The sequence below is a fragment of the Streptomyces sp. NPDC024632 genome (assembly GCF_055559175.1).
This window is the reverse complement of record NZ_JBVHLD010000001.1, coordinates 445019-465780: the sequence shown is the minus strand read 5'-3', so window position 1 is coordinate 465780 and position 20762 is coordinate 445019. Positions and strand designations below refer to the sequence as shown.

The 20762-nt window shown below is 70.6% G+C and carries 18 protein-coding genes; 16 read left to right on the top strand and 2 right to left on the bottom strand.

The window, feature by feature from the left end; all coding sequences use genetic code 11:
* Positions 1-243: 243 nt before the first annotated feature.
* Positions 244-1269, bottom strand: a complete 1026-nt coding sequence (locus ACZ37P_RS02010) for a LacI family DNA-binding transcriptional regulator (RefSeq protein ID WP_188279764.1) — start codon at positions 1267-1269, stop codon at positions 244-246.
* A 170-nt stretch (positions 1270-1439) separates the two neighbouring features.
* Between ACZ37P_RS02010 and ACZ37P_RS02005 the strand changes: the two genes are divergently transcribed.
* A complete protein-coding gene (locus tag ACZ37P_RS02005; protein WP_467344345.1) occupies positions 1440-3686 on the top strand; it encodes a galactose-binding domain-containing protein in 2247 nt (748 codons plus the stop codon).
* On the opposite strand, the gene ACZ37P_RS02000 is transcribed toward ACZ37P_RS02005, so the two are convergent.
* Positions 3674-4942, bottom strand: a complete 1269-nt coding sequence (locus ACZ37P_RS02000; protein ID WP_391160020.1) for a PucR-like N-terminal domain-containing protein — start codon at positions 4940-4942, stop codon at positions 3674-3676. The genes ACZ37P_RS02005 and ACZ37P_RS02000 overlap by 13 nt on opposite strands.
* A gap of 492 nt (positions 4943-5434) precedes the next feature.
* On the opposite strand from ACZ37P_RS02000, the gene ACZ37P_RS01995 reads away from it, so the two are divergent.
* The 15 genes from ACZ37P_RS01995 to ACZ37P_RS01925 all read left to right on the top strand — a co-directional run bounded on the left by ACZ37P_RS01995 (position 5435) and on the right by ACZ37P_RS01925 (position 20721).
* A complete protein-coding gene (locus ACZ37P_RS01995; protein ID WP_355334461.1) occupies positions 5435-6067 on the top strand; it encodes a hypothetical protein in 633 nt (210 codons plus the stop codon).
* A 259-nt stretch (positions 6068-6326) separates the two neighbouring features.
* Positions 6327-8120, top strand: a complete 1794-nt coding sequence (locus tag ACZ37P_RS01990; protein WP_467344343.1) for a DUF6801 domain-containing protein — start codon at positions 6327-6329, stop codon at positions 8118-8120.
* Between the two features lie 18 nt (positions 8121-8138).
* On the top strand, positions 8139-9119 hold the full coding sequence (locus ACZ37P_RS01985; protein ID WP_355334456.1) for an ABC transporter ATP-binding protein: 981 nt from the start codon (positions 8139-8141) through the stop codon (positions 9117-9119).
* Positions 9116-9967, top strand: coding sequence for an MlaE family ABC transporter permease (locus tag ACZ37P_RS01980; protein WP_188279770.1), 852 nt, complete (start codon positions 9116-9118; stop codon positions 9965-9967). Before ACZ37P_RS01985 ends, ACZ37P_RS01980 begins: the two co-directional genes overlap by 4 nt.
* Positions 9968-9970: 3 nt before the next feature.
* A complete protein-coding gene (locus ACZ37P_RS01975; protein ID WP_391160018.1) occupies positions 9971-10852 on the top strand; it encodes an MlaE family ABC transporter permease in 882 nt (293 codons plus the stop codon).
* Positions 10849-12237 carry an MCE family protein gene (locus ACZ37P_RS01970; RefSeq protein ID WP_467344340.1) on the top strand — a complete coding sequence of 463 codons (1389 nt, stop codon included), beginning with the start codon at positions 10849-10851 and terminating at the stop codon, positions 12235-12237. The genes ACZ37P_RS01975 and ACZ37P_RS01970 overlap by 4 nt, the downstream gene beginning before the upstream one ends.
* Entirely contained in the window at positions 12234-13268 is a 1035-nt protein-coding gene (locus tag ACZ37P_RS01965; RefSeq protein WP_391043749.1) for an MCE family protein, read from the top strand. Before ACZ37P_RS01970 ends, ACZ37P_RS01965 begins: the two co-directional genes overlap by 4 nt.
* Entirely contained in the window at positions 13265-14350 is a 1086-nt protein-coding gene (locus ACZ37P_RS01960; protein WP_355334446.1) for an MCE family protein, read from the top strand. Before ACZ37P_RS01965 ends, ACZ37P_RS01960 begins: the two co-directional genes overlap by 4 nt.
* The gene (locus ACZ37P_RS01955) at positions 14347-15471 is read left to right on the top strand and encodes an MCE family protein (protein ID WP_355334444.1); all 1125 of its coding nucleotides are present in this window, start codon (positions 14347-14349) and stop codon (positions 15469-15471) included. The genes ACZ37P_RS01960 and ACZ37P_RS01955 overlap by 4 nt, the downstream gene beginning before the upstream one ends.
* Positions 15468-16640, top strand: coding sequence for an MCE family protein (locus ACZ37P_RS01950; protein ID WP_467344337.1), 1173 nt, complete (start codon positions 15468-15470; stop codon positions 16638-16640). The genes ACZ37P_RS01955 and ACZ37P_RS01950 overlap by 4 nt, the downstream gene beginning before the upstream one ends.
* On the top strand, positions 16640-18007 hold the full coding sequence (locus ACZ37P_RS01945; RefSeq protein WP_467344336.1) for an MCE family protein: 1368 nt from the start codon (positions 16640-16642) through the stop codon (positions 18005-18007). The genes ACZ37P_RS01950 and ACZ37P_RS01945 overlap by 1 nt, the downstream gene beginning before the upstream one ends.
* Positions 18004-18513 (top strand): hypothetical protein, encoded by a 510-nt coding sequence (locus ACZ37P_RS01940; protein WP_467344334.1) that lies wholly within the window; start codon positions 18004-18006, stop codon positions 18511-18513. The genes ACZ37P_RS01945 and ACZ37P_RS01940 overlap by 4 nt, the downstream gene beginning before the upstream one ends.
* A gap of 13 nt (positions 18514-18526) precedes the next feature.
* Positions 18527-19156 carry a hypothetical protein gene (locus tag ACZ37P_RS01935; RefSeq protein ID WP_467344332.1) on the top strand — a complete coding sequence of 210 codons (630 nt, stop codon included), beginning with the start codon at positions 18527-18529 and terminating at the stop codon, positions 19154-19156.
* Between the two features lie 11 nt (positions 19157-19167).
* Positions 19168-19821: a nuclear transport factor 2 family protein gene (locus ACZ37P_RS01930; RefSeq protein WP_391043760.1), complete on the top strand. Its 654-nt coding sequence runs from the start codon at positions 19168-19170 to the stop codon at positions 19819-19821.
* Positions 19822-19854: 33 nt separating this feature from the next.
* On the top strand, positions 19855-20721 hold the full coding sequence (locus ACZ37P_RS01925; RefSeq protein ID WP_467344330.1) for a hypothetical protein: 867 nt from the start codon (positions 19855-19857) through the stop codon (positions 20719-20721).
* Positions 20722-20762 lie beyond the last annotated feature (41 nt).

Genomic DNA, 20762 nt, shown 5'->3' with positions numbered 1-20762 from the left:
CGCTACCCACCCCCTTCCTACCCCCCCCTGGGCGGCCCCCCGCCCCCCCCCCCCCCCCCCCCCCCCCCCCCCCCCCCCCCCCCCCCCGCGGTGGCATGGCTGAGCTCGGGCCGAGCCCGGGACGGGCTCAGCCCAGGTCCTGGCCCTGATCCTGGCTCGGGCCCTGGTCAACCCGAACCCGGCTCTGGCTCCGGCTCGGGCCCTGGCTCAGGTCCGGGTTCGCGGGTGACTCGTGGTGCGGGGTCAGACGTTGGCGCGGGCCTCCGGGTGGGGGAGGCGGGAGGGGTGCGGGGCGGGACCGGTGGAACCGCGTACTACCAGTTCCGGTTCGAAGAACAGCTCGTCGTGGTCGACCGACGCCCCGCTGATCTCTCCGGCCAGCAGGTCCACGGCCGCCCGGCCCATCGCCTCGATCGGCTGCCGGACGGTGGTCAGCGGCGGCTCTGTGCAGTTCATCAGCGACGAGTCGTCGTAACCGATTACCGACACGTCCTCCGGCACCGAGAGCCGCCGTCTGCGAGCCGCCCTTATGGTGCCGAGCGCCAGCAGGTCGCTCGCGCAGATGAAGGCCGTGATGCCGCGCGCGAGCAGCCGGCTGGCCGCCGCCTGGCCGCCCTCCAACGTGAACAGCGCGTGCTCGACGGTCACCGACGGGTCGACCCGGCGGGCGGCGGCGAGCTTGCGGCGCGACGGTACGTGGTCGGGCGGGCCGAGCACGAGGGCTATCCGCTGATGGCCGAGCGAGATGAGGTGGTTCATCGCCTGCTCGACCGCGACCGCGTCGTCACAACTGACGCGCGGGAAGTCGAGATGGTCGATGGCCGCGTTCATCAGCACGGTGGGCAGATTGCGCTCGGCCAGCCGCGCGTAGTGGTCGTGCGGTGACTCGGCCTGGGCGTAGAGCCCGCCGAAGAAGACCACGCCGGAGACATGCTGCTGGAGCAGCAGTTCCACGTAGTCGGCCTCGGAGACGCCGCCCGCGGTCTGGGTGCACAGCACCGGGGTGAAGCCCTGCTGCGCCAGCGCGCCGCCGACCACCTCGGCGAAAGCCGGGAAGATCGGATTTTGCAGCTCGGGCATGACCATGCCGACCAGCCGGGCGCGTTCCCCCCGGAGCTGGGTGGGCCGTTCGTAACCGAGCACGTCAAGAGCGGTGAGGACCGCTGCCCGGGTTCCGTCGGAGACGCCAGGCTTCCCGTTCAGCACGCGGCTGACGGTGGCCTCACTCACCCCGACCTTCTTTGCCACCTCGGCAAGTCGTCGTGTCATGGCGTCGATTCTAGTACAGGTGGCGCAAGTTTCTTGCGGTGAATTTGCGAGATCTCTGCAAGCCATCCAAATTTTGCGAAATCCAATCGACATCTTGCTGTCTCATGCATGACATCTCTAGGGTGTGCGTCACCTCTGTGACTCCAGTCAGAAGGGACACCCCCCACCCCATGGACAACAGACGTCGTTCCACGGCCTGGTTGGCTTCCGCCACCGCGGCGGCGGTCGTCGCGGGCGGGCTCGCGCTCGCCGTGACGGCCCAGTCGGCCAGCGCCGCCCCCTCCGTATCGACCGTCTCGCCCTTCGCCGTGAGCGGAGGCGCGAGCGTCCCGTTCACCGAGTACGAGGCCGAGGCCGCCGCCACCAACGGCTCGGCGGTCGGCCCCGACTACACCCAGTCCACCGTCGCCTCCGAGGCGTCGGGCCGCCGCGCGGTCAGCCTCAACGGCCAGGGCAAGTACGTCGAGTTCACCCTGACCGCCCCGGCCAACGCGGTGGATGTCGCCTACAACCTGCCGCGCGGCGCCTCAGGCACCGTCTCGGTCTACGTCAACGGCACCAAGATCAGCCAGAAGCTGGCGGTCACCGCGCAGTACAGCTACGTCGACACGTCGTGGATCGCCGGTTCCAAGACCCACCACTTCTTCGACGACTCGCGGATCAAGCTGGGCCAGAATCTGGCCGCCGGCGCCAAGGTCAAGCTCCAGCTCGACGCGGGCGACACCGGCCAGGCCACCATCGACGTCGCCGACTTCGAGCAGGTGGCGGGGGCGGCGAGCGCCCCGGCGAACTCCATATCCGTCGTCAGCAACGGCGCCGACGCCACCGGGAGCGCCGACTCCACCAGCGCCTTCAACACGACCATCGCCCAGGCGAAGTCGCAGGGCAAGGAGGTCTGGATCCCGTCCGGCGACTTCAAGCTGGGCTCCACCATCCAGGCCGACGGCGTCACCATCCGCGGCGCGGGCAACTGGTACTCCGTCCTGCACAGCTCGCACCTGATCGACCAGACCAGCGCGAGCGGCAACACCAAGCTGTACGACTTCGCCGTCTTCGGCGAGGTCAGCGTCCGCAACGACGGCTCGCCCGACAGCTTCATCACCGGCAGCCTCGGCCCGAACTCGGTGGTCTCCGGGATCTGGGTGCAGCGCGAGAAGTGCGGTCTGTGGCTGACCGGCAACAACAACAACCTCGTGGTGCAGAACAACCGCATCCTCGGCACCACCGCCGACGGCCTCAACCTGGACGGCAGCGCCAACGGCGTCCAGGTGAAGAACAACTTCCTGCGCAACCAGGGCGACGACAGTCTCGCCATGTGGTCGCTCGGCGCGCCCGACACGGGCAACACCTTCAGCAACAACACCATCGTGCAGCCCAACCTGGCCAACGGCATCGCGATCTACGGCGGCAGCAACAACACCGTCTCCAACAACGTGATCGCCGACACCAACGCGCTCGGCGGCGGCATCGCCATCTCCAACCAGGCGTTCCTCCAGCCCTTCAACCCGCTGTCCGGCACCGTCACGGTCTCCGGCAACACCCTGATCCGTACCGGCGCGCTGAACCCCAACTGGGGCCACCCGATGGGTGCGTTGCGCGTCGACAGCTACGACTACGCGATCAACAACGACATCCGGATCAGCAACACGACCTTCATCGGCAGCCCGTACAGCGACTTCGAGTTCGTCTCCGGCGGCGGCCACGGCTACACCATCAACGGCGTGACCGTCAGCGGCGCGACGGCCAGCAACACCGGCACGGTCGTGGTGCAGGCCGAGACGCCCGGCTCCGCGACCTTCACCAATGTGACGGCCACCGGCACCGGCGCGACGGGTACGTACAACTGCTCCTACCCGGCGAACCTGCCCGCCTTCACCATCAACCGCGGTGCGGGCAACAGCGGTTGGGACAGCAACTGGAACGACTGCTCCACCTGGCCGCAGCCGGGCTCGGGCAACCCGACCACCCCGCCGACCACGCCCCCCACCACCCCGGCCTCCGGCAACCTGGCCCAGGGGCACCCGGCCTCCGACACCGGTCACTCCGATCTCTACGTCGCGGGCAACGCGGTGGACGGCAACGCCAACAGCTACTGGGAGAGCACCAACAACGCCTTCCCGCAGTCGCTGACCGTCGACCTCGGCGCGGCCAGGACCGTCGGCCGGGTCGTCCTCAAGCTCCCGCCCGCCACGGCGTGGGCCACCCGTACCGAGACGCTGAGCGTCCTCGGCTCCACCGACAACAACACCTACAGCACGCTGAAGTCGTCCGCGGGCTACACCTTCAACCCCGCGAGCGGGAACACCGTCACCATCCCGGTGACTCCCGCGAGCGCCCGCTACGTACGGCTGACCATCACCGGCAACACCGGCTGGCCCGCGGGCCAGATCTCCGAGTTCGAGGTCTACTCCTCGTAACGTGAGGGGTCGCGCGCCGGGCGGCGGTCCTCCGACAGGAGGCCGCCGTCCGGCGTTTCGCCGTTCTCCTGGAGGTGCAGCGCGCGCAGCGCGATCTCGGTGGCGAACCGGTCGTCGGGGCGCGCGAGTTGGTCGCCGAAAGCGCGGTCGAGGATACGGATCCGGTAGCGCACGGTCTGCGGGTGCACGCCGAGCTGGTCGGCGATCTGCGCCGCGGTGCCGCGGGTGGTCAGCCAGATCCGCAGGGTGTCGATCAGCCGGGCGCGCTGGGTGGCGGTCAGCCCGACCAGTGGCCCCAGATAGCGCTTGGCGATCTGCGCGACCAGCGCGGGATCGCCCAATAACCACAGCGGCAGCAGATGGTTCTCGCTCAGTGCCACCGAGTCGTCGTCGATGATCCCGGCGTCGGCAAGCGCCAGTGTGTGCCGGGCCCAGCGCAGCGAATCCGCGGCCTCGCTCAGCGAGGTGGTCAGCCCGATCGCCGCCCGGCAGCCGTTGAGCGCCGCGTGCAGCCGCTCCCGCCGCTCGTCGGTGAACGGTCCCGGCACCAGCAGATGCGGCTCCGGGTCCGCGAAGTCCATCAGGATGTCCTTGTCGAGCGCCGCCCCGGCCGGACGCGTGTCGGGGGCGACCGCGATCAGCGTCACCTCCTCCGGCAGCGGCCACGCCGAGTGCTCGGCCAGTTCCGCCAGCGCGCTGCGGGCCACGGAGGCGCCGTTGAGAATCCGCCGCAGCAGTCGGCGGCGGCGATTGTCGGGCTCCTCGCCCAGTTCCGCCATCGCCTGTACATAGCCCTCGCGGGAGAGTTCGGCGAGATCGCCCATGTACGCGAAGAGCGCGTCGGCGAAGGTCAGCATGAAGGACGCCGACAGGTTGTAGCGGCGGCCCACGCTGCGCACCCGGCGCAGCGCCACCTGGCAGCCGATGCGGTACGCGGCCTGGAGGTTGTCCAGGCTGCGGCCCTCGTACGCCTCGAAGCGGCCGAACTGGCGGCACAGGTCGTCGCGGAGCGCGGTGGTCGCGGTCGGCGCGGCCACCCGGTCGACGAAAGTGGCGATGCTCTGCTCGATACCGATTTTGATCACCCGGGCGTTCGGGCCCTCCAGCAAGTGGCCGTATTCGGGGATCGTGGTGACGATTTCCGTGGCCATCTCTTTTAAAAGGCTGGGCAGTTCCGGCCGCATGATGGCGGCGAACTCCCGTGGAATCGGACCGATTGATTCCGCCTGCTCCGGCGTCTGCCGCGTTACGGTCATGTCCGTACCCCCCTCCCGCGACGGCCCTGCTGGCCGGTGAACCGGTGAAGTGGTGTGCCACGCATGGTAGCCGCGGGCAACCTCGCTGCAACATAGACCAATCGCGTACGGAACGCAGCACCTTGCACACGGAAACGTGTCAGGCCCGCGACGGCGACCGATGGCCATGGTTGCACTCCGGGTGATCGCCCGTCGGGTCGGCCGATGCGCGCACCGTGCGGCCGACTTGCTCACTTGCTTATAAAAAATCCCGGCGCACTGTTGCTTCCGTGACAGAAAAATACCCGAGAGTAGGGTCCGCCGGAGAATCTTGGCCGGGATTATTGCGCCTCCGGGTTACCCGTGCGTAACGTCCTGCTCCGCAAGGGCAACCGAGCGGAATCGGTGCCACGTTCCAGGTAGTGAGTCGTAACCGAATTCCCCTTCCCGCCACACATGGAAGACGCGGAAGCCGGTTTATCAGGTACGTCATCTCCCAGGAAGGATCAGCCCGTGCACAAGCTCTCCAGGACCGCCAAGGGAACCATGGTCACCGGTGCCGCGATGGCGGCGGCGCTCGGCCTCGCGGTCAGCCCGGCCTCGGCCGTCACGTACACCGTCTCGGGCAGCTCGTCGACCGGTGCGATCACCGCGACGGCCACCACGCCCACGCTGACCGACACCACCACGGGCACCAAGCTCACCTGCACCTCGTCGGCGGCCACCGCCACCGTGACCAACGGTTCGCACGGCGGCACCCTCGGCACCATCAACACCGTCTCGTGGAACACCTGCAAGGTCGGCGGCATCACCTTCTCCGTCGCCGCCCAGGGCACCCCGTGGACGCTGACCGGCACCGCCGCCACCACGTCCGCGGGCGTCACCACCGGCACGCTGACCGGCGTCAAGGCCACCCTGTCCGGTCTGTGCAACGCGACCTTCGCCGACCCCAGCGGCGTGGGCAACGGCGCCACCCTCAACGCCACGTACACCAACTCCACCCACACGCTGGCCATCACCGGCGGCACCCTCAAGGCGTACAACGTCTCCGGTCTGTGCCTCGGCCTGATCAACAACAACGACCTGGCCACCTACTCGGCCGGCTACGTCGTGACCCCCACGACGCTGAAGGTCGTCTCTCCCTGAGCCCCGCCCCTCGCGTAACACCGGCCGCCGCGACCGCTGAAGCCCGCGCCGGCCGAACCGGGACCCCGGACCGCCGCAGTGGCGGCCGGGGTCCCGAACACGCACTGGAGGACAAAACTCCGCTTGTGTTTTGTCATTCGGTGACAGGAAATCCGCCCCGGTCCACGCCGTCGAATATTCGTCCGGTCGATCACTTGTGGGGCCTTATTACTCGACCGTAATGTCCTGCGTCGCCGACGCCTTCCTGAGGAGTTCCGTAATGAGGGGTGCCGTGAAGCCGCGCCGCGCGGTGCGGTTCGCCGCTGTCGCAGCGGCGGCGCTCCTGGCCGGACTGCTGCCAGGACCCGACTCCGCGGCCAGCGGCCAGGACGGCAAGGTGACCCTCGGATACGCGTGCGCCTTCCCCGCCGGTACGGCCGCCGACGGCTCCGGCGGCACCGGCGGCACCGACAAGGCCGTCGTCCAGGACGTCACCGTCGCGCTGGTGCAGAACTACCCGGACACCGCCGTGGTCGGAAAGCCCATCCAGCCGGGCGACCTGACGGCGACGGTCACCATGCCGCGGGCCGGCGCCGAGGCGCTGCTGCCCGCCGGCACCACAGCGTTGACCGGCGCCGCGAGCCTCACCGCCCATGTCGCGCAGGGCACTTCGCGAGCGGACGCCGTATGGCCGGGACTGACCGCCCCCTCGACACCGCTCAAGGGCGACGGGGACCTGGTGCTCACCTTCGGCGGCGCGGTGCCGCCGCTGACGGTCACCGCCTCCGGCGAAGTGCGCTTCACCGCAGGGGAGTTGGACCTCAAGCTCAGCCCCGTGACCGACCCCGCGTCCGCACCGCCCGACTCCCCGAGCACCGGCACCGACAGTGCGTCGGGCACCGACAGCGCGTCCGACAGCGACAGCGCGTCCGGCACCGACAGCGCGACCGGCACGGCCGCGGACTCCGCCGGTACGGGCCAGGCCGCCAAGGACGCCGCCGACATCATCGGCACCTGCGCCCCCAAGCCCGACCAGGGCGACCTCCTCGGTACCGTCTCCGTCCCCGGCACCCCCGGCGGCTCCTCGGGACCCGGCCACGCCACCGCGCCCGGCGGCTCCTCGGCCGCCGCCCCCACGCCGCGCACCGGCTCCCGCGCGGGCGTCGGCAAGACCGGCGAGGGCGCGGGCGACGGAGCCCCCGACTCCGCCCGGTCCGAGGGCCGCAACACCATCACGCTGGCCTCGCCCCCGCACTCCGGCGTGCACGACTGCGAGGACCCGCCGGAGGGCGACACCGACCCCGCGGTCATGGACTCCATTCCCCGGCCGCCCAACGCCGTCCGCAGCCCCGGCCCCGGCGACCCGCCGTTCCCCCCGTACTCCCAGTGCGGTTACGTCACCGGCTACTCCAACGTCTTCAAGCTCAAGGGCGCCGCGGTCATCAACGACCTGACCAAGAAGCCGACCCGCGTCACCGTCGTGCAGAAGAGCATCTGGACGGAGTTCACCGACCCCGACCCGCTCAAGCAGTACTTCGAGATCGACTCGATCGCGAAGCTGGCCCTGCCGCCGTCCGACACCACCTTCCTGACCTTCGGGTTCGTGCCGGTCACCGCCCGGATGGAACTGCTCCCCAAGGGCCTGATGACCGTCGTCACGGTCGGCACCAGCAACCTCGGCACGATCACCACCAGCACCATCTACGGCAAGCAGGAACTGCGGCTGTCCGACGTCAAGGTCAACGGCGTACCGCTGGACGTCGGCGCCGACTGCCGCGCCTCGGCGCCGCTGGACATCAAACTCGTCGGCTACGACCGCAGTTCACTGACCGGCCGCCCGACCGGACCCACGGACTACGGAGTGCAGGACGGCGGGCCGCTGGCCCAGGACGACCTCTACATTCCCCCGTTCACCGGCTGCGGCAGCCACGGAGAGAACCTGAATTCCCTCTTCACCTCGGCGATATCGGGGCACGGCAACTCACTGAATCTCATCCAGGGACCGCTGTGCGTGCCCATCGCGGCCTCGGGATGCGATCCGGAGATCGCCTTTCCCGAACCGCCCCACCACTGATCAGCTCCGGGAGGTGCAATGGGAATCGAAGTGATCGTCGAAGGACTCACCAAGTCCTTTGGTACGCAGAACGTCTGGCAGGACGTCACGCTCACACTGCCGCCCGGTGAAGTCAGCGTGATGCTCGGCCCTTCCGGAACCGGCAAGACGGTTTTCCTGAAATCGCTCATCGGCCTGCTCAAGCCCGAACGCGGCCGGGTGCTCGTCGGCGGCGTCGACATGGTGAACAGCCCGGAGCGCGACATCTACGAGGCGCGCAAGATGTTCGGCCTGATGTTCCAGGACGGCGCGCTCTTCGGGTCGATGAACCTCTTCGACAACATCGCCTTCCCGCTGCGCGAGCACACCAGGAAAAAGGAGTCAGAGATCCGCCGCATCGTCATGGAGCGGGTCGACATGGTCGGCCTCCTCGGTGCCGAGGGCAAACTGCCGGGCGAGATATCCGGCGGCATGCGCAAACGCGCGGGACTCGCCCGCGCCCTGGTGCTCGACCCGCAGATCATCCTGTGCGACGAACCCGACTCCGGCCTCGACCCGGTCCGCACCTCGTTCATCTCGCAGCTCCTCATCGACCTCAACGCGCAGATCGACGCGACGATGCTGATCGTCACCCACAACCTCGACATCGCCTCGACCGTGCCCGACAACATGGGCATGCTCTTCCGCCGCGAACTGGTCGCCTTCGGCCCCCGCGAGCTGCTGCTCACCAGCAACGAGCCGGTCGTACGGCAGTTCCTCAGCGGACGCCGCGACGGACCGATCGGGATGTCGGAGGAGAAGGACGAAGCGGCCCTGGCCCGCGAGCAGTTGAACGGCCGCGAGCTGCCCGCGGCCCCGCGCCGCGTCGCGCCGCAGCTCGAACCGTCACCCGGACTGCCGCCCCGGCAGGCGGTACAGCGCCGCAGGGCCCGCGTCCTGGCCATGTGGGACCAGCTCCCGGCCGCGACCCGCGAAGCCGTACAGGCCGGACTCGTCCCCGTCCAGGGGGAGCCCGCATGACCGCGCCCGTACGGGTCCCGGGACCGGGACCCGAGCCGACCCCGCCGCGCCCCGAACGCGTCACCGTGCCGCGCCGCCCGATCCCCGGCACCGGCGCGCTGCGCGAGACCGGGCAGCTCATGACGCTCGCCGCCACCACCGTGCGCGACACCTTCCGCAGGCCGTTCCAGATGCGCGAACTCATCGAGCAGTTCTGGTTCGTGGCCAGCGTGACGATCCTGCCCGCCGCCCTGGTCTCGATCCCCTTCGGCGCCGTCATCGCCCTGCAAGTCGGCTCACTGGCACAGCAGTTGGGTGCCCAGTCGTTCACCGGCGGCGCCAGCGTGCTGGCCGTCATCCAGCAGGCGAGCCCGCTGATCGTCGCCCTGCTCATCGCGGGCGCGGGCGGCAGCGCCATCTGCGCCGACCTCGGCTCGCGCAAGATCCGCGAGGAACTGGACGCGATGGAGGTGATGGGCGTCTCCCCGGTGCAGCGGCTGATCGTGCCGCGCGTCCTGGCGACGATGCTCGTCGCGGTCTTCCTCAACGGCCTGGTCTCGGTCGTCGGCACCGCGGGCGGCTACTTCTTCAACGTCATCGTCCAGCACGGCACCCCCGGCGCGTACCTGTCCAGCTTCTCCGCGCTCGCCCAGCTCCCCGACCTGTACATCAGCGAGATCAAGGCCGTGATCTTCGGCTTCATCGCGGGCATCGTCGCCGCCTACCGCGGCCTGCACCCCAAGGGCGGCCCCAAGGGCGTCGGCGACGCGGTCAACCAGTCCGTCGTCATCACCTTCCTGCTGCTGTTCCTGGTGAATGTCGTCCTGACCGCGATCTACCTCCAGCTCGTCCCGCAGAAGGGAGCCTGAGCGATGGCGCTCCTGGACAAGGACACCCCGCAGGCCGAGCCGCCGCCCGAAGGACCACGGCCGCGCCGACGCCGGAACACCGGCCGCTGGCTGCACTGGCTGGACGAGACCGGCGACCACTTCATCTTCCACATCACCGCCGTGCTGTGGATCCCGCGCACCTTGCGCCGGTACCTCAAAGAGGTCCAACGCCTGCTCGCCGAGGTCGTGTTCGGCAGCGGCGGCCTCGGCGTCATCGGCGGCACCGTCGGCGTGATGATCGGCATGACCCTCGCCACCGGCACCGTCGTCGGCCTCCAGGGCTACGCGGCGATGAACCAGCTCGGCACCGCCGCGTTCACCGGCTTCATCTCCGCCTACTTCAACACCCGCGAGATCGCCCCGCTCGTCGCGGGCCTGGCCCTGTCGGCCACCGTCGGCGCCGGATTCACCGCCCAGCTCGGCGCGATGCGGATCAACGAGGAGATCGACGCGCTGGAGGGCATGGGCCTGCGCAGCATGCCGTACCTGGTCACCACCCGGATCATCGCCGGGGTCGTCGCCATCGTCCCGCTCTACGGCATCGGCCTGCTCAGCAGCTACGTCGCCTCCCGGATGGTCACCGTCATGTTCAACGGCCAGTCCGCGGGCACCTACGACCACTACTTCAACCTCTTCCTGTCCCCGCAGGACGTCCTGCTCTCCGGACTGAAAGTGCTGATCTTCAGCGTCATCGTGATCCTCGCCCACTGCTACTACGGGTTCACCGCCAAGGGCGGCCCCGCGGGCGTCGGCATCGCCGTCGGCCGCTCGGTGCGCAACGCCATCGTGATCATCTCGATCACCGACTTCTTCCTCAGCCTGGCGATCTGGGGCGCCACCACGACGGTGCGGGTGGCGGGATGACCACCACCGACACCCGTCCCGCCGGAGCGCCCCCGGCCCCGCGCCGCCGCCCGACCGGCGGCGCCACCGCCCGCCGCAGGACCGCCGGCGTCGTCTTCCTGCTGGTGCCCGCGCTGCTGGCCTGGCTCGCGGTCGCCGTCTACGACAAGACGTTCAGCGACACCGCGACCGTCCACCTGGAGACCGGCACCGTCGGCAACGAGATGCACCAGGGCGCCGACGTGAAACTGCGCGGGGTCGTCGTCGGCCGGGTCGCCTCGATCAGCGCCGACGGCGACGGCGCCCGGCTCAACCTCGCCATCGACCCCGGCCAGCTCAAGCGCATCCCCGCGGACGTCACCGCGCAGATGCTGCCCACCACGCTGTTCGGCGAACGCTTCGTGGCCCTCGTACCCCCCGCGGGCACCGACACCACCGGTGGCGGCCCCACCCTCGCCGCCGACAGCACCATCGCCCAGGACCGCTCCAGCGACGCCATCGAGCTCCAGCAGGTGCTCGACAACGTGCTGCCGCTGCTCACCGCCGTCCAGCCGCAGAAGCTCGCCGCGACCCTCAACGCCGTCGCGACCGCGCTCGACGGCCGCGGCACCCAGCTCGGCACCACCCTCGTCCAGCTCGACCGCTACCTGACCAAGCTCAACCCCGAACTGCCCGTGCTGAACGACGACATCAAGCAGCTCGTCACCGTCAGCCACGTCTACAACGCCGCCGCGCCCGACATCGTGCAGGCCCTCACCGACTTCACCAGGACCAGCGGCACCATCGCCGAGGAACAGGCCGACCTCAACAGCGTGTACGGCAGCACCACCGCCACCGCGCAGGACCTGACGACGTATCTGCGGCAGAACAAGGACACCGTCATCCGGCTGACCGCCGACAGCCGCGGCACCCTCGGGCTGCTCGCGAAGTACTCCCCGTCCTTCCCCTGTACGCTGCGCACCCTGGCCGCCTTCGTCCCCGTCATGGACAAGGCGCTCGGCAAGGGCACCCACGAGCCGGGCCTGCACGTCAACCTCACCAGCGTGCCGTCCCGCGGCAAGTACGTCCCCGGCAAGGACACCCCGGTGTACGACGCGAGCGGCGGCCCGCAGTGCTACCCGGTCCCGTACACCGGCCGCGGCGGCGCACCGGCCGCGACGCACTCCACGAAGTCCGCGACCTCGCCGACCGCCACGACGTCCACGACGTCCACGACGTCCACGGCGTCCACGGCGTCCACATCGAGCGTGACCACCACCGACTCCCCGGCCAACTCCCCGCAGGAGAACGAGCTGATCAACGAACTCCTCGCGCCGGGCATCGGCACCGACCCCGGCTCGCTCCCCGACTGGAGCAGCCTGCTCACCGGTCCCGTCTACCGAGGGGCGGAGGTGACGGTGCGGTGAAGCGCCGCAGCCTCGTCGGACCGATCGTCAAGTCGCTGATCTTCATCCTGGTCACCGCGCTGGCCACCACCGTCCTCGCGGTGAGCATCGCGGGCGGAACCGACGTCGGCGACACCTCCGGCTACAACGCCCGGTTCACCGACGCCACCGGCCTCACCTCGGGCGACAGCGTCCGGATCGCCGGGGTCAAGGTCGGCCAGGTCGACTCGATCAAGGTCGTCGACCACCGCGTCGCGCAGGTGCACTTCTCGGTGCAGCGCGCCCGGAAGCTGCCCGGCTCGGTGACCGCCACCATCAAGTACCTCAACATGGTCGGCCAGCGGTACATCGACCTCCAGCAGGGCACGGGACCGGTCGGCCAGGCGCTCGCCCCCGGCGACACCATCCCGCTCCAGCGCACCACCCCGGCCCTCGACCTCACCCAGCTCTTCAACGGCTTCCAGCCGCTGTTCCAGGGCCTGTCGCCCAAGGACGTCAACCAGCTCGCGGGCGAGATCGTCCAGGTGCTCCAGGGCGAGGGCGGCACCGTCGACAGCCTGATCAGCAACGTCGGTTCGCTGACCACGACGCTCGCCGCCAAGGACAAGGTGATCGGCCAGGTCATCGACAACCTCAACTCGGTGCTCACCACGGTGAACACCCGCGAGGCCGGGTTCAACGACCTGGTGACCTCGCTCCAGCAACTCGTCAGCGGCTTCGCCTCCGACCGTGAACCGATCGGCCAGTCGATCACCGCGATCTCCCAACTCACCACCAGCACCGCCGGGTTGCTCACCGACGGCCGCCAGCCGCTGAAGGACTCCATCGCCCAGCTCGGCCGGCTGTCCACCAACCTCGCCGACAACACACCGCAGTTGGAGAACTTCCTCACCAAGACCCCGGCCAAGCTCCAGACCATCGGCCGGCTCGCCTCCTACGGCTCCTGGCTCAACCTCTACCTCTGCCAGGCCACCGTCGCCGGGGTCACCACCTCCGACGGCAGCAAGCCGCCCACCGGCATAGCGATCACCGAATCGAGGTGCCGGTCATGAACCGCCCCCGCATACCGACCCCGCGCCTCCGCTTCCGCGCCCCCGCGCGCCGGGGCCGCCCCCTCTTCCGGCCGCTGCGCGAACGCAGCCCCGTCCTCGTCGGCACCGTCGGCCTGCTCGTGCTCGCCCTGGCCGGCCTGGTCGCGTACAACGCGGACGCGCTCCCGCTGATCGGCGGCGGCACCACGTACAGCGCGAGCTTCACCGAGGCCGCCGGGCTCAGGTCCGGCAACGAGGTGCGGGTCGCGGGCGTCAAGGTCGGCAAGGTCACCGGGGTGTCGCTGGACGGCGCCCAGGTCAAGGTCACCTTCCGCGTCAAGGACACCTGGATCGGCGACGCCAGCACCGCCGCCATCGGCATCAAGACGCTGCTCGGCGAGAAGTACCTGGCCGTCGACCCGCTCGGCAGCCGCGCGCAGAACCCCGGCCAGCGCATCCCCAGGACCCGCACCACCTCGCCGTACGACGTCACGCAGGCGCTCGACGGCCTCGGCAACACCCTCGGGTCGATCGACACCACGCAGCTCGCCGCCAGCTTCCAGACCCTCTCCGACACCTTCAAGGACACCCCGGCCTCGGTACGCAGCGCCGCCACCGGCCTGTCGTCGCTGTCGCGGACCATCTCCAGCCGGGACGCCCAGCTCGCCGACCTGCTCGCGGGCAGCAAGCAGCTCACCAAGACCCTCTCCGACCAGAACAGCCGCTTCCAGACGCTGATCTCGGACGGCAACCTGCTGCTCGGCGAGATCCAGAAGCGCCGCGACGCCATCCACGCGCTGCTCACCGGCACCCAGGACCTCGGCACCCAGCTCAACGGCCTGGTCGCCGACAACAACCGGCAGCTCGGCCCGACCCTGGACGCCCTCGACCGGGTCACCGGCGTACTGCTCGCCAACCAGTCCAGCCTCGACAAGGCGCTCGCCCTGGCCGGGCCCTACTACCGGCTGGTCGGCAACACCCTCGGCAACGGCCGCTGGTTCGACAGCTATCTGTGCGGCCTGGTCCCCAAGAGCTATCTGCCCCCGGGCACCCAGCCGACGACCGGGTGCGAGCCGCCCAAGGCGACGGGAGGCACATCGTGAAGGCATCCATCGGCCGCGCCGCGCGAGGGCGGCGGGCCATCGCCCTCGGCACGGTGCTCGCCGTCGTCCTCGCGGCCCTCGCCTACGGCGGCGTACGCCTCTTCGGCGGCCCCGACGGCACCAGGATCACCGCCTACTTCGACCACGCCGTGGGCGTCTACGCCGGATCCGACCTGCGCGTGCTCGGCGTCAAGGTCGGCACCGTCGACTCGGTGAAGCCGCAGGGCAAGCAGGTCAAGGTCGTGCTGGTCCTCGACCACGGGGTGAAGGTCCCCGCGGGAGCCGGCGCCGTCGTCGTCGCGCCCAGCGTCGTCGCCGACCGCTACATCCAGCTCACCCCGGCCTACACCGGCGGCCCCCGGATCACCGCGGGCACCGTCATCCCGGCCACCCGCACCGCGACCCCCGTCGAGGTCGACCAGCTCTACGAGAGCATCACCCGGCTCAGCGACGCCCTCGGCCCGAACGGCGCCAACGCCACCGGCGCCCTGTCGAACCTCCTCGACACCGGCGCGAAGAACCTCGACGGCAACGGCAAGGCCATCGGCGACAGCATCGACCAGCTCGGCCAGGCCACCAAGACCCTCAACGGCCACAGCGACGACCTCTTCGCGACCCTGTCCTACCTCCAGTCCTTCACCACCATGCTGAAGAACAACGACGGCAAGGTACGGGCCGCCACCGACCAACTCTCCACCGTCAGCGGCTTCCTGGCCGAGGACAAGGAGAACCTGGGCGGCGCGCTGCACCAACTGTCCACCGCGCTCGGCCAGGTGAAGACCTTCATCCAGGACAACCGGGCCCGGCTGAAGACCAGCATCGGCAAACTCGCCCCGATCACCCAGACGTTGGTCGACCAGCGCGCCTCACTCGCCGAACTCCTCGACACCGCGCCGCTGGCCGCCGACAACCTCCTCAACGCCTACGACCCGCAGCACGGCACCATCGACGGGCGCGCCAACATCAACGAACTGAGCATGGGCGGCGACATCTCGCCCGCCGCCGCCAAGGACACCGCAAGGACCGGCTCCGACTTCACACCCGCGGCCAAGGACGCCAAGACCCTGCCGCTGCCCCTGCCGGCGGTCGGCACCGTCTACACCAAGGGGGCGGCCCGATGAAGCGTCCGCACACCCGGGGGAGCGCCGCCACCGTCGGCGGGACCGCGCTGCTCGCGCTCGCCCTCGCCGGCTGCTCGCTGAACGTCCAGAACGTGCCGCTGCCCGGCGGCGCCGACCTCGGCGGCCACCCCTACACCGTCAAGGCCGACTTCGCCGACGTCCTCGACCTCGTCCCGCAGGCGTCCGTACGCGTCAACGACGTCGCCGTCGGCCGCGTCACCAAGATCGGCCTCGGCACCGACGGCTGGTCCGCGACCGTCACCATGAAGGTCAACGGCAAGGTGAGACTGCCCGCCAACGCGTACGCGCACCTGGAACAGTCCAGCCTGCTCGGCGAGAAGTACATCCAGCTCTCCGCGCCGCCCGGCACGCGGGCCGCCAGCGGCACCCTGCGCGACGGCGCCGTCATCCCCGCCTCGCGCACCAACCGCAACCCCGAGGTCGAAGAGGTCTTCGGCGCACTGTCCATGCTGCTCAACGGCGGCGGCGTCGCCCAGCTCAAGACCATCTCGGTGGAGCTGAACAAGGCCCTGACCGGCAACGAACCGCAGATCCGCTCCATGCTCCACCAGGTCGACACGCTCGTCAGCGACCTCGACGCCCACAAGCAGGACATCACCGACGCGCTCGACGGCGTCAACGAACTGTCCGCCACCCTCGCCGCCCGCGACCAGAAGATCGGCACCGTACTGACCGGCCTCAGCCCCGGACTGAAGGTGCTGGAACAGCAGCGCGGCTCGCTGGTCACCATGCTGCGCTCGCTGGACACGCTCTCCGGCGTCGCGGTGGACACCGTCAACCGCAGCAAGGACGACATGGTCGCCGACCTCAAGGCCCTCGCGCCCACCCTGCGACGGCTCGCCGACGCGGGCGACGCGCTGCCCGACTCGCTCCAGGTGCTGGTCACCTACCCGTTCACCGACGAGGTCCTCAACGGCGTCAAGGGCGACTACCTCAACGTCTACCTCGACCTGACCGCCGTACCCGGCACGCAGCTCATCCCCGAGATGCCCGCGTCCGGGAACGTCTACCCGCCCGACCCCGAGAACCCGATGTCCGCGCACGCCAAGGCCGACCGGACGACGACGGTCGACAAGAAGCTGCGGGAGGCGGGCATCCCGCTGCCGCTGCCGTCGGTCACCGGCTCGACCAGGACCGGGGGCCGCTAATGCTGACCCGCGTCACCATCGCCAAGAACATCGCCTTCCTGCTGATCGCCGTGCTCGTGCTCGGCTTCATCGGCGTCCGCTACGCCGACCTCGGCCGGTACGTGGGCCTGCGCGGCTACTACACCGTCAAGGTCGAACTCCCTGAAGCGGGCGGCCTGTTCGAGCACGCCAACGTCACCTACCGCGGTGTCTCGGTCGGCCGGGTCGGCCCGATCAGACTCACCGGCGACGGCGTGGAGGCGTCCTTGCGGATCAACGACTCCGCGCCGCACATCCCCTCCCACCTCAAGGCCGTCGTCGCCAGCCTGTCCGCCGTCGGCGAGCAGTACATCGACCTGCGGCCGACCACCGACCAGGGGCCGTATCTCGCCGACGGCTCCCGCGTCGAACGCGCCGACACCACCATCCCCGCGCCCGTCACCAACCTGCTCACCAGCGTCAACAGCCTGGCCGGATCGGTCCCGTTGAAGTCCCTTCAGACCGTCGTCGACGAATTCGGCAAGGCGTTCGCGGGACAGGGCGACAACCTCCAGTCGCTGCTCGACACCAGCGGCGAGTTCATCTCCGCCGCGGACATGAACCTGCCCGGCAACATCACGCTGATGGCCGACGGGCGGACGGTGCTGCGCACGCAGGCCGACGAGGGCGACGCCATCAAGTCCTTCGCCAGCAGCGCAAGTCAGCTCGCCAAGCAGCTCAACGACTCCGACACCGACCTGCGACGGCTCATCGCCGCGGCGCCCGACGCGGCGGGACAGGTCAGCGCGCTGCTGCGGGACGTCGGACCCCAACTCAGCGTCGTCCTGGCCAACTTGCTGACCACCTCGGACGTGGCCGTCACCCGGCAGCACGGCATCGAGGAATTCCTGGTCAAGGTGCCCGCGGTGGCCGCCGCCGGATCGACGGCGGTGGACGGCAAGGGCCTGCACTTCGGCATGGCCGTCACCTTCTTCTCCCCGCTGCCCTGCACCTCCGGATACGGCGGCACCACGTACCGCAACGGCCTGGACACCAAGGCGCCCGCCACCGCCCTGAACACCGCTGCCCGCTGCACCGCCCCCGCCTCCTCCGGCACCGACGTGCGCGGCTCGGCCAACGCCCCGAACGGCGGGGGCGTCCCGAACCCCGTGCAGCCCGGCTCGGTGCTGCCGACCGGCGCGGGGACCCCGTCCGCCGCGGGCCCGTCCACCGGGACGACGACGTACGGCACGAGCGTGCTGCCGGGAGCGCTGGGCCTGCCCTCGCTGCCGACCGGGCCCAGCGGCGGCACGATGGCGGATCTGCTCGGCCTCGGTGACACGCGGTTCGGTGACACGCGCTCCGGGGACACGCGTTTCGGGGGCACGGGCTTCGGGGGCACCCGATGAGCGCCCGCCGGTCCACCCTGGTCTGGGTCACCGCGTGGGCGGTCGCCGCCGTGGTGTGCGCGCTCGGCGCCTGGTCGTACGCGGACACGCGCGGCGACGACACGCTCAACTACGCCAAGGCCCGCGACGCCGTACTGACCGACGGGCAGCGGGACATCACCCGGCTGAACACGGTGGACGCGGCCCACCTGGACCGCGACCTCGCGGCCTGGCTGGACACGACGACCGGGCCGCTGCACGACCGCATGAGCCGTACGCACACCGCGGACGCCGCCGCGCTCAAGCAGTCCGGCACCTCCACCCGGGGCACGGTCACCGACGCGGCGGTCACCGAACTCGACACCAGGGCCGGTACGGCGAAGCTCATCGCGACCGTGCAGGTCCGGGTCATGCCGCGCGGCGGCGCGGCCACCACCGACCGCAAGCGGTTCGAGGCGGGCCTGTCCCGTACCTCGGACGGCTGGAAACTCACGGCGCTCACCGCGGTGCCCGTCGGCGCGAGCTAGGAGAGGCGGCCCAGTGAGCACCACGCATGAGCCCGAGGCCGAGGCGGCGGAGGCCGAGGCGCCGCAGACCGACGCATCGGTGGCCGCCGCTCCGGACGAGCCGGAGGCCATCGAGGCCGCCGCCGGACGGCGTTGGCGGTGGCCGTACGGATGGCGGCGTACGGCGGCGGTCGCCGCGATCGTGCTGCTGCTCCTCGGCGGCGGCGGATTCGGTTACGCGGCCCACCGGTTGACCGACCCGGCCGCGACGGACAACCGCGCGCTGACCGACACCGAGGCGACCAACCGGGTCGTCGGGGACGTCAGCAACGCGCTCGGCAAGATCTTCGCGTACACGCCGGAGGACACCGGGTCGACCGAGCGGGCCGCCCGCGACCTGCTGGACGGCGCGGCGGCCGACCAGTACCAGGCGCTGTTCGGGCAGATCCGGCAGCGCGTCGCCGAGCAGCAACTCACCCTGACCACACGGGTGGTGCGCGCCGGGGTCGTCCGGCTCACCGCCGACCACGCCCGGCTGCTGGTCTTCCTCGACCAGACCGCCCAGCGCAAGGGCGCCGCGGCCACCAGCGCGGCGGCCCAACTCTCGGTCACCGCCAGGCTCGACGGCGACCACTGGCGGATCACCGATCTCAAGGCCCGGTAGGAGGAGGACGGATGGCACGGATGCCCTTCAAGGGTGGCGGCGGGTCGCGGGACCGGCTCGGGGCGCGGCTGCGCGCGCCGGGCCGGTCGCTGCTCGCCACGGCCGTCGCGCTCGCCGTCGCCGCGGCGGTCGCCGCCGCCCTGACCGGCTGGTCCTGGTACGGGGCCGCGCACGACGACGACGCGGCCTTCGCCCGGACCCGCGACACGGTGCTCGCGGCGGGGGAGCAGGCGGTGCAGAACATGAACACCCTGGACCACTCCGACGTCGACCACGGGCTCGACATCTGGGAGAGCTCCACGACCGGCGACCTGCACAGCCAACTGGTCCAGGGGCGGGCCGCGTTCGAGAAGCAGGTGCGGCAGGCCCAGACGGTCAGCACCGCGAAGATCCTGTCCGGCGCGGTCACCGAACTCGACACCAGAACCGGCAAGGCCAGCGTGATGATCGCACTGCGGATCACCGTCGAGGCGCCCAAGGCCAAGCCCGCGGTCAAGGAGAGCCGGATGCTCGGCGAACTCACCCGCACCGACACGGGCTGGAAGCTCAGCGCCCTCGGCCAGGCCCCGATGGGCGACAGCGCCGCGGACCCGTCCGCGTCCTCGCCCCCGAGCGGCGGCACCGCCACCGCGAGGCCGTCCCCGTCCACCACCGACGGCCAGTAAGCCGCCCCGCCGTCCGCGAGAGGACCGCCGCCCATGTCGACCACCCGCCACCTCATCAACCGCCAACGCCGCCTGGCGGCCACCGCGCCGCCGCGCGAGCGCGTGACCCGCACGGCGGAAGCCGCCACCGACATCCACTCCGACTCCGACTCCGACACCGCCACCGACATCCACTCCGACACCGGCCCGGAGACCGAGGCGGAGGGCGGCGACCGTTCGGAGCGCCCCGCCCGGGGCCGCGCCGCGACCGCCGTCCGCACCCGCCCGGCACGGCCGCCGCGTACGTCCGACAAGGCCGCCGACGTCACCGCCGGGACTCCCACCGCCACGGCCGCCGACGCTGAACCCGAGGCCGGGAGCGGCCCGCGCAAGTGGCGCCCGCGGCCCGTCACCGTCCTCACCGTCGGCCTCGCCCTGCTGACCGTGCTGCTCGGCGGCCTCGCCGCCTGGTCCGCGGGGAAGGCGTCCGACCTGCGCGACTCGGTGGCCTCCGGCAACACCGCGCTGACCGACACCGCCCGCACCAGCGAGGTCAAAGGCACCGTCGCCCAGGCCGTGAACGCGGTCTTCTCCTACAACTACGCCGACACCGCCCGCACCGACGACGCGGCCAAGCGCGTACTGACCGGAAAGGCCGTCCAGCAGTACGCGACGATGCTCGCCCAGGTCCGCGCCCAGGCACCGGCGCAGAAGCTCGTGCTGACCACGACCGTCACCGACACCGGCGTGGAACTGCTCGACGGCGACCGCGCCCGCGTCCTGGTCTTCGCCGACCAGAGCAACACCAGCACCGCCAAGTCCGCGAACGCGGCGACCACTTACGCGGCGGCGATGTTCGCGGTGGACGCCGTGCACCAGGACGGCACCTGGAAGATCGCGAGCATCGACACCTTCGGGTAGCGCGGACCCCACGATCAGCGGTTGCGGCCAGCGGTTGGTGA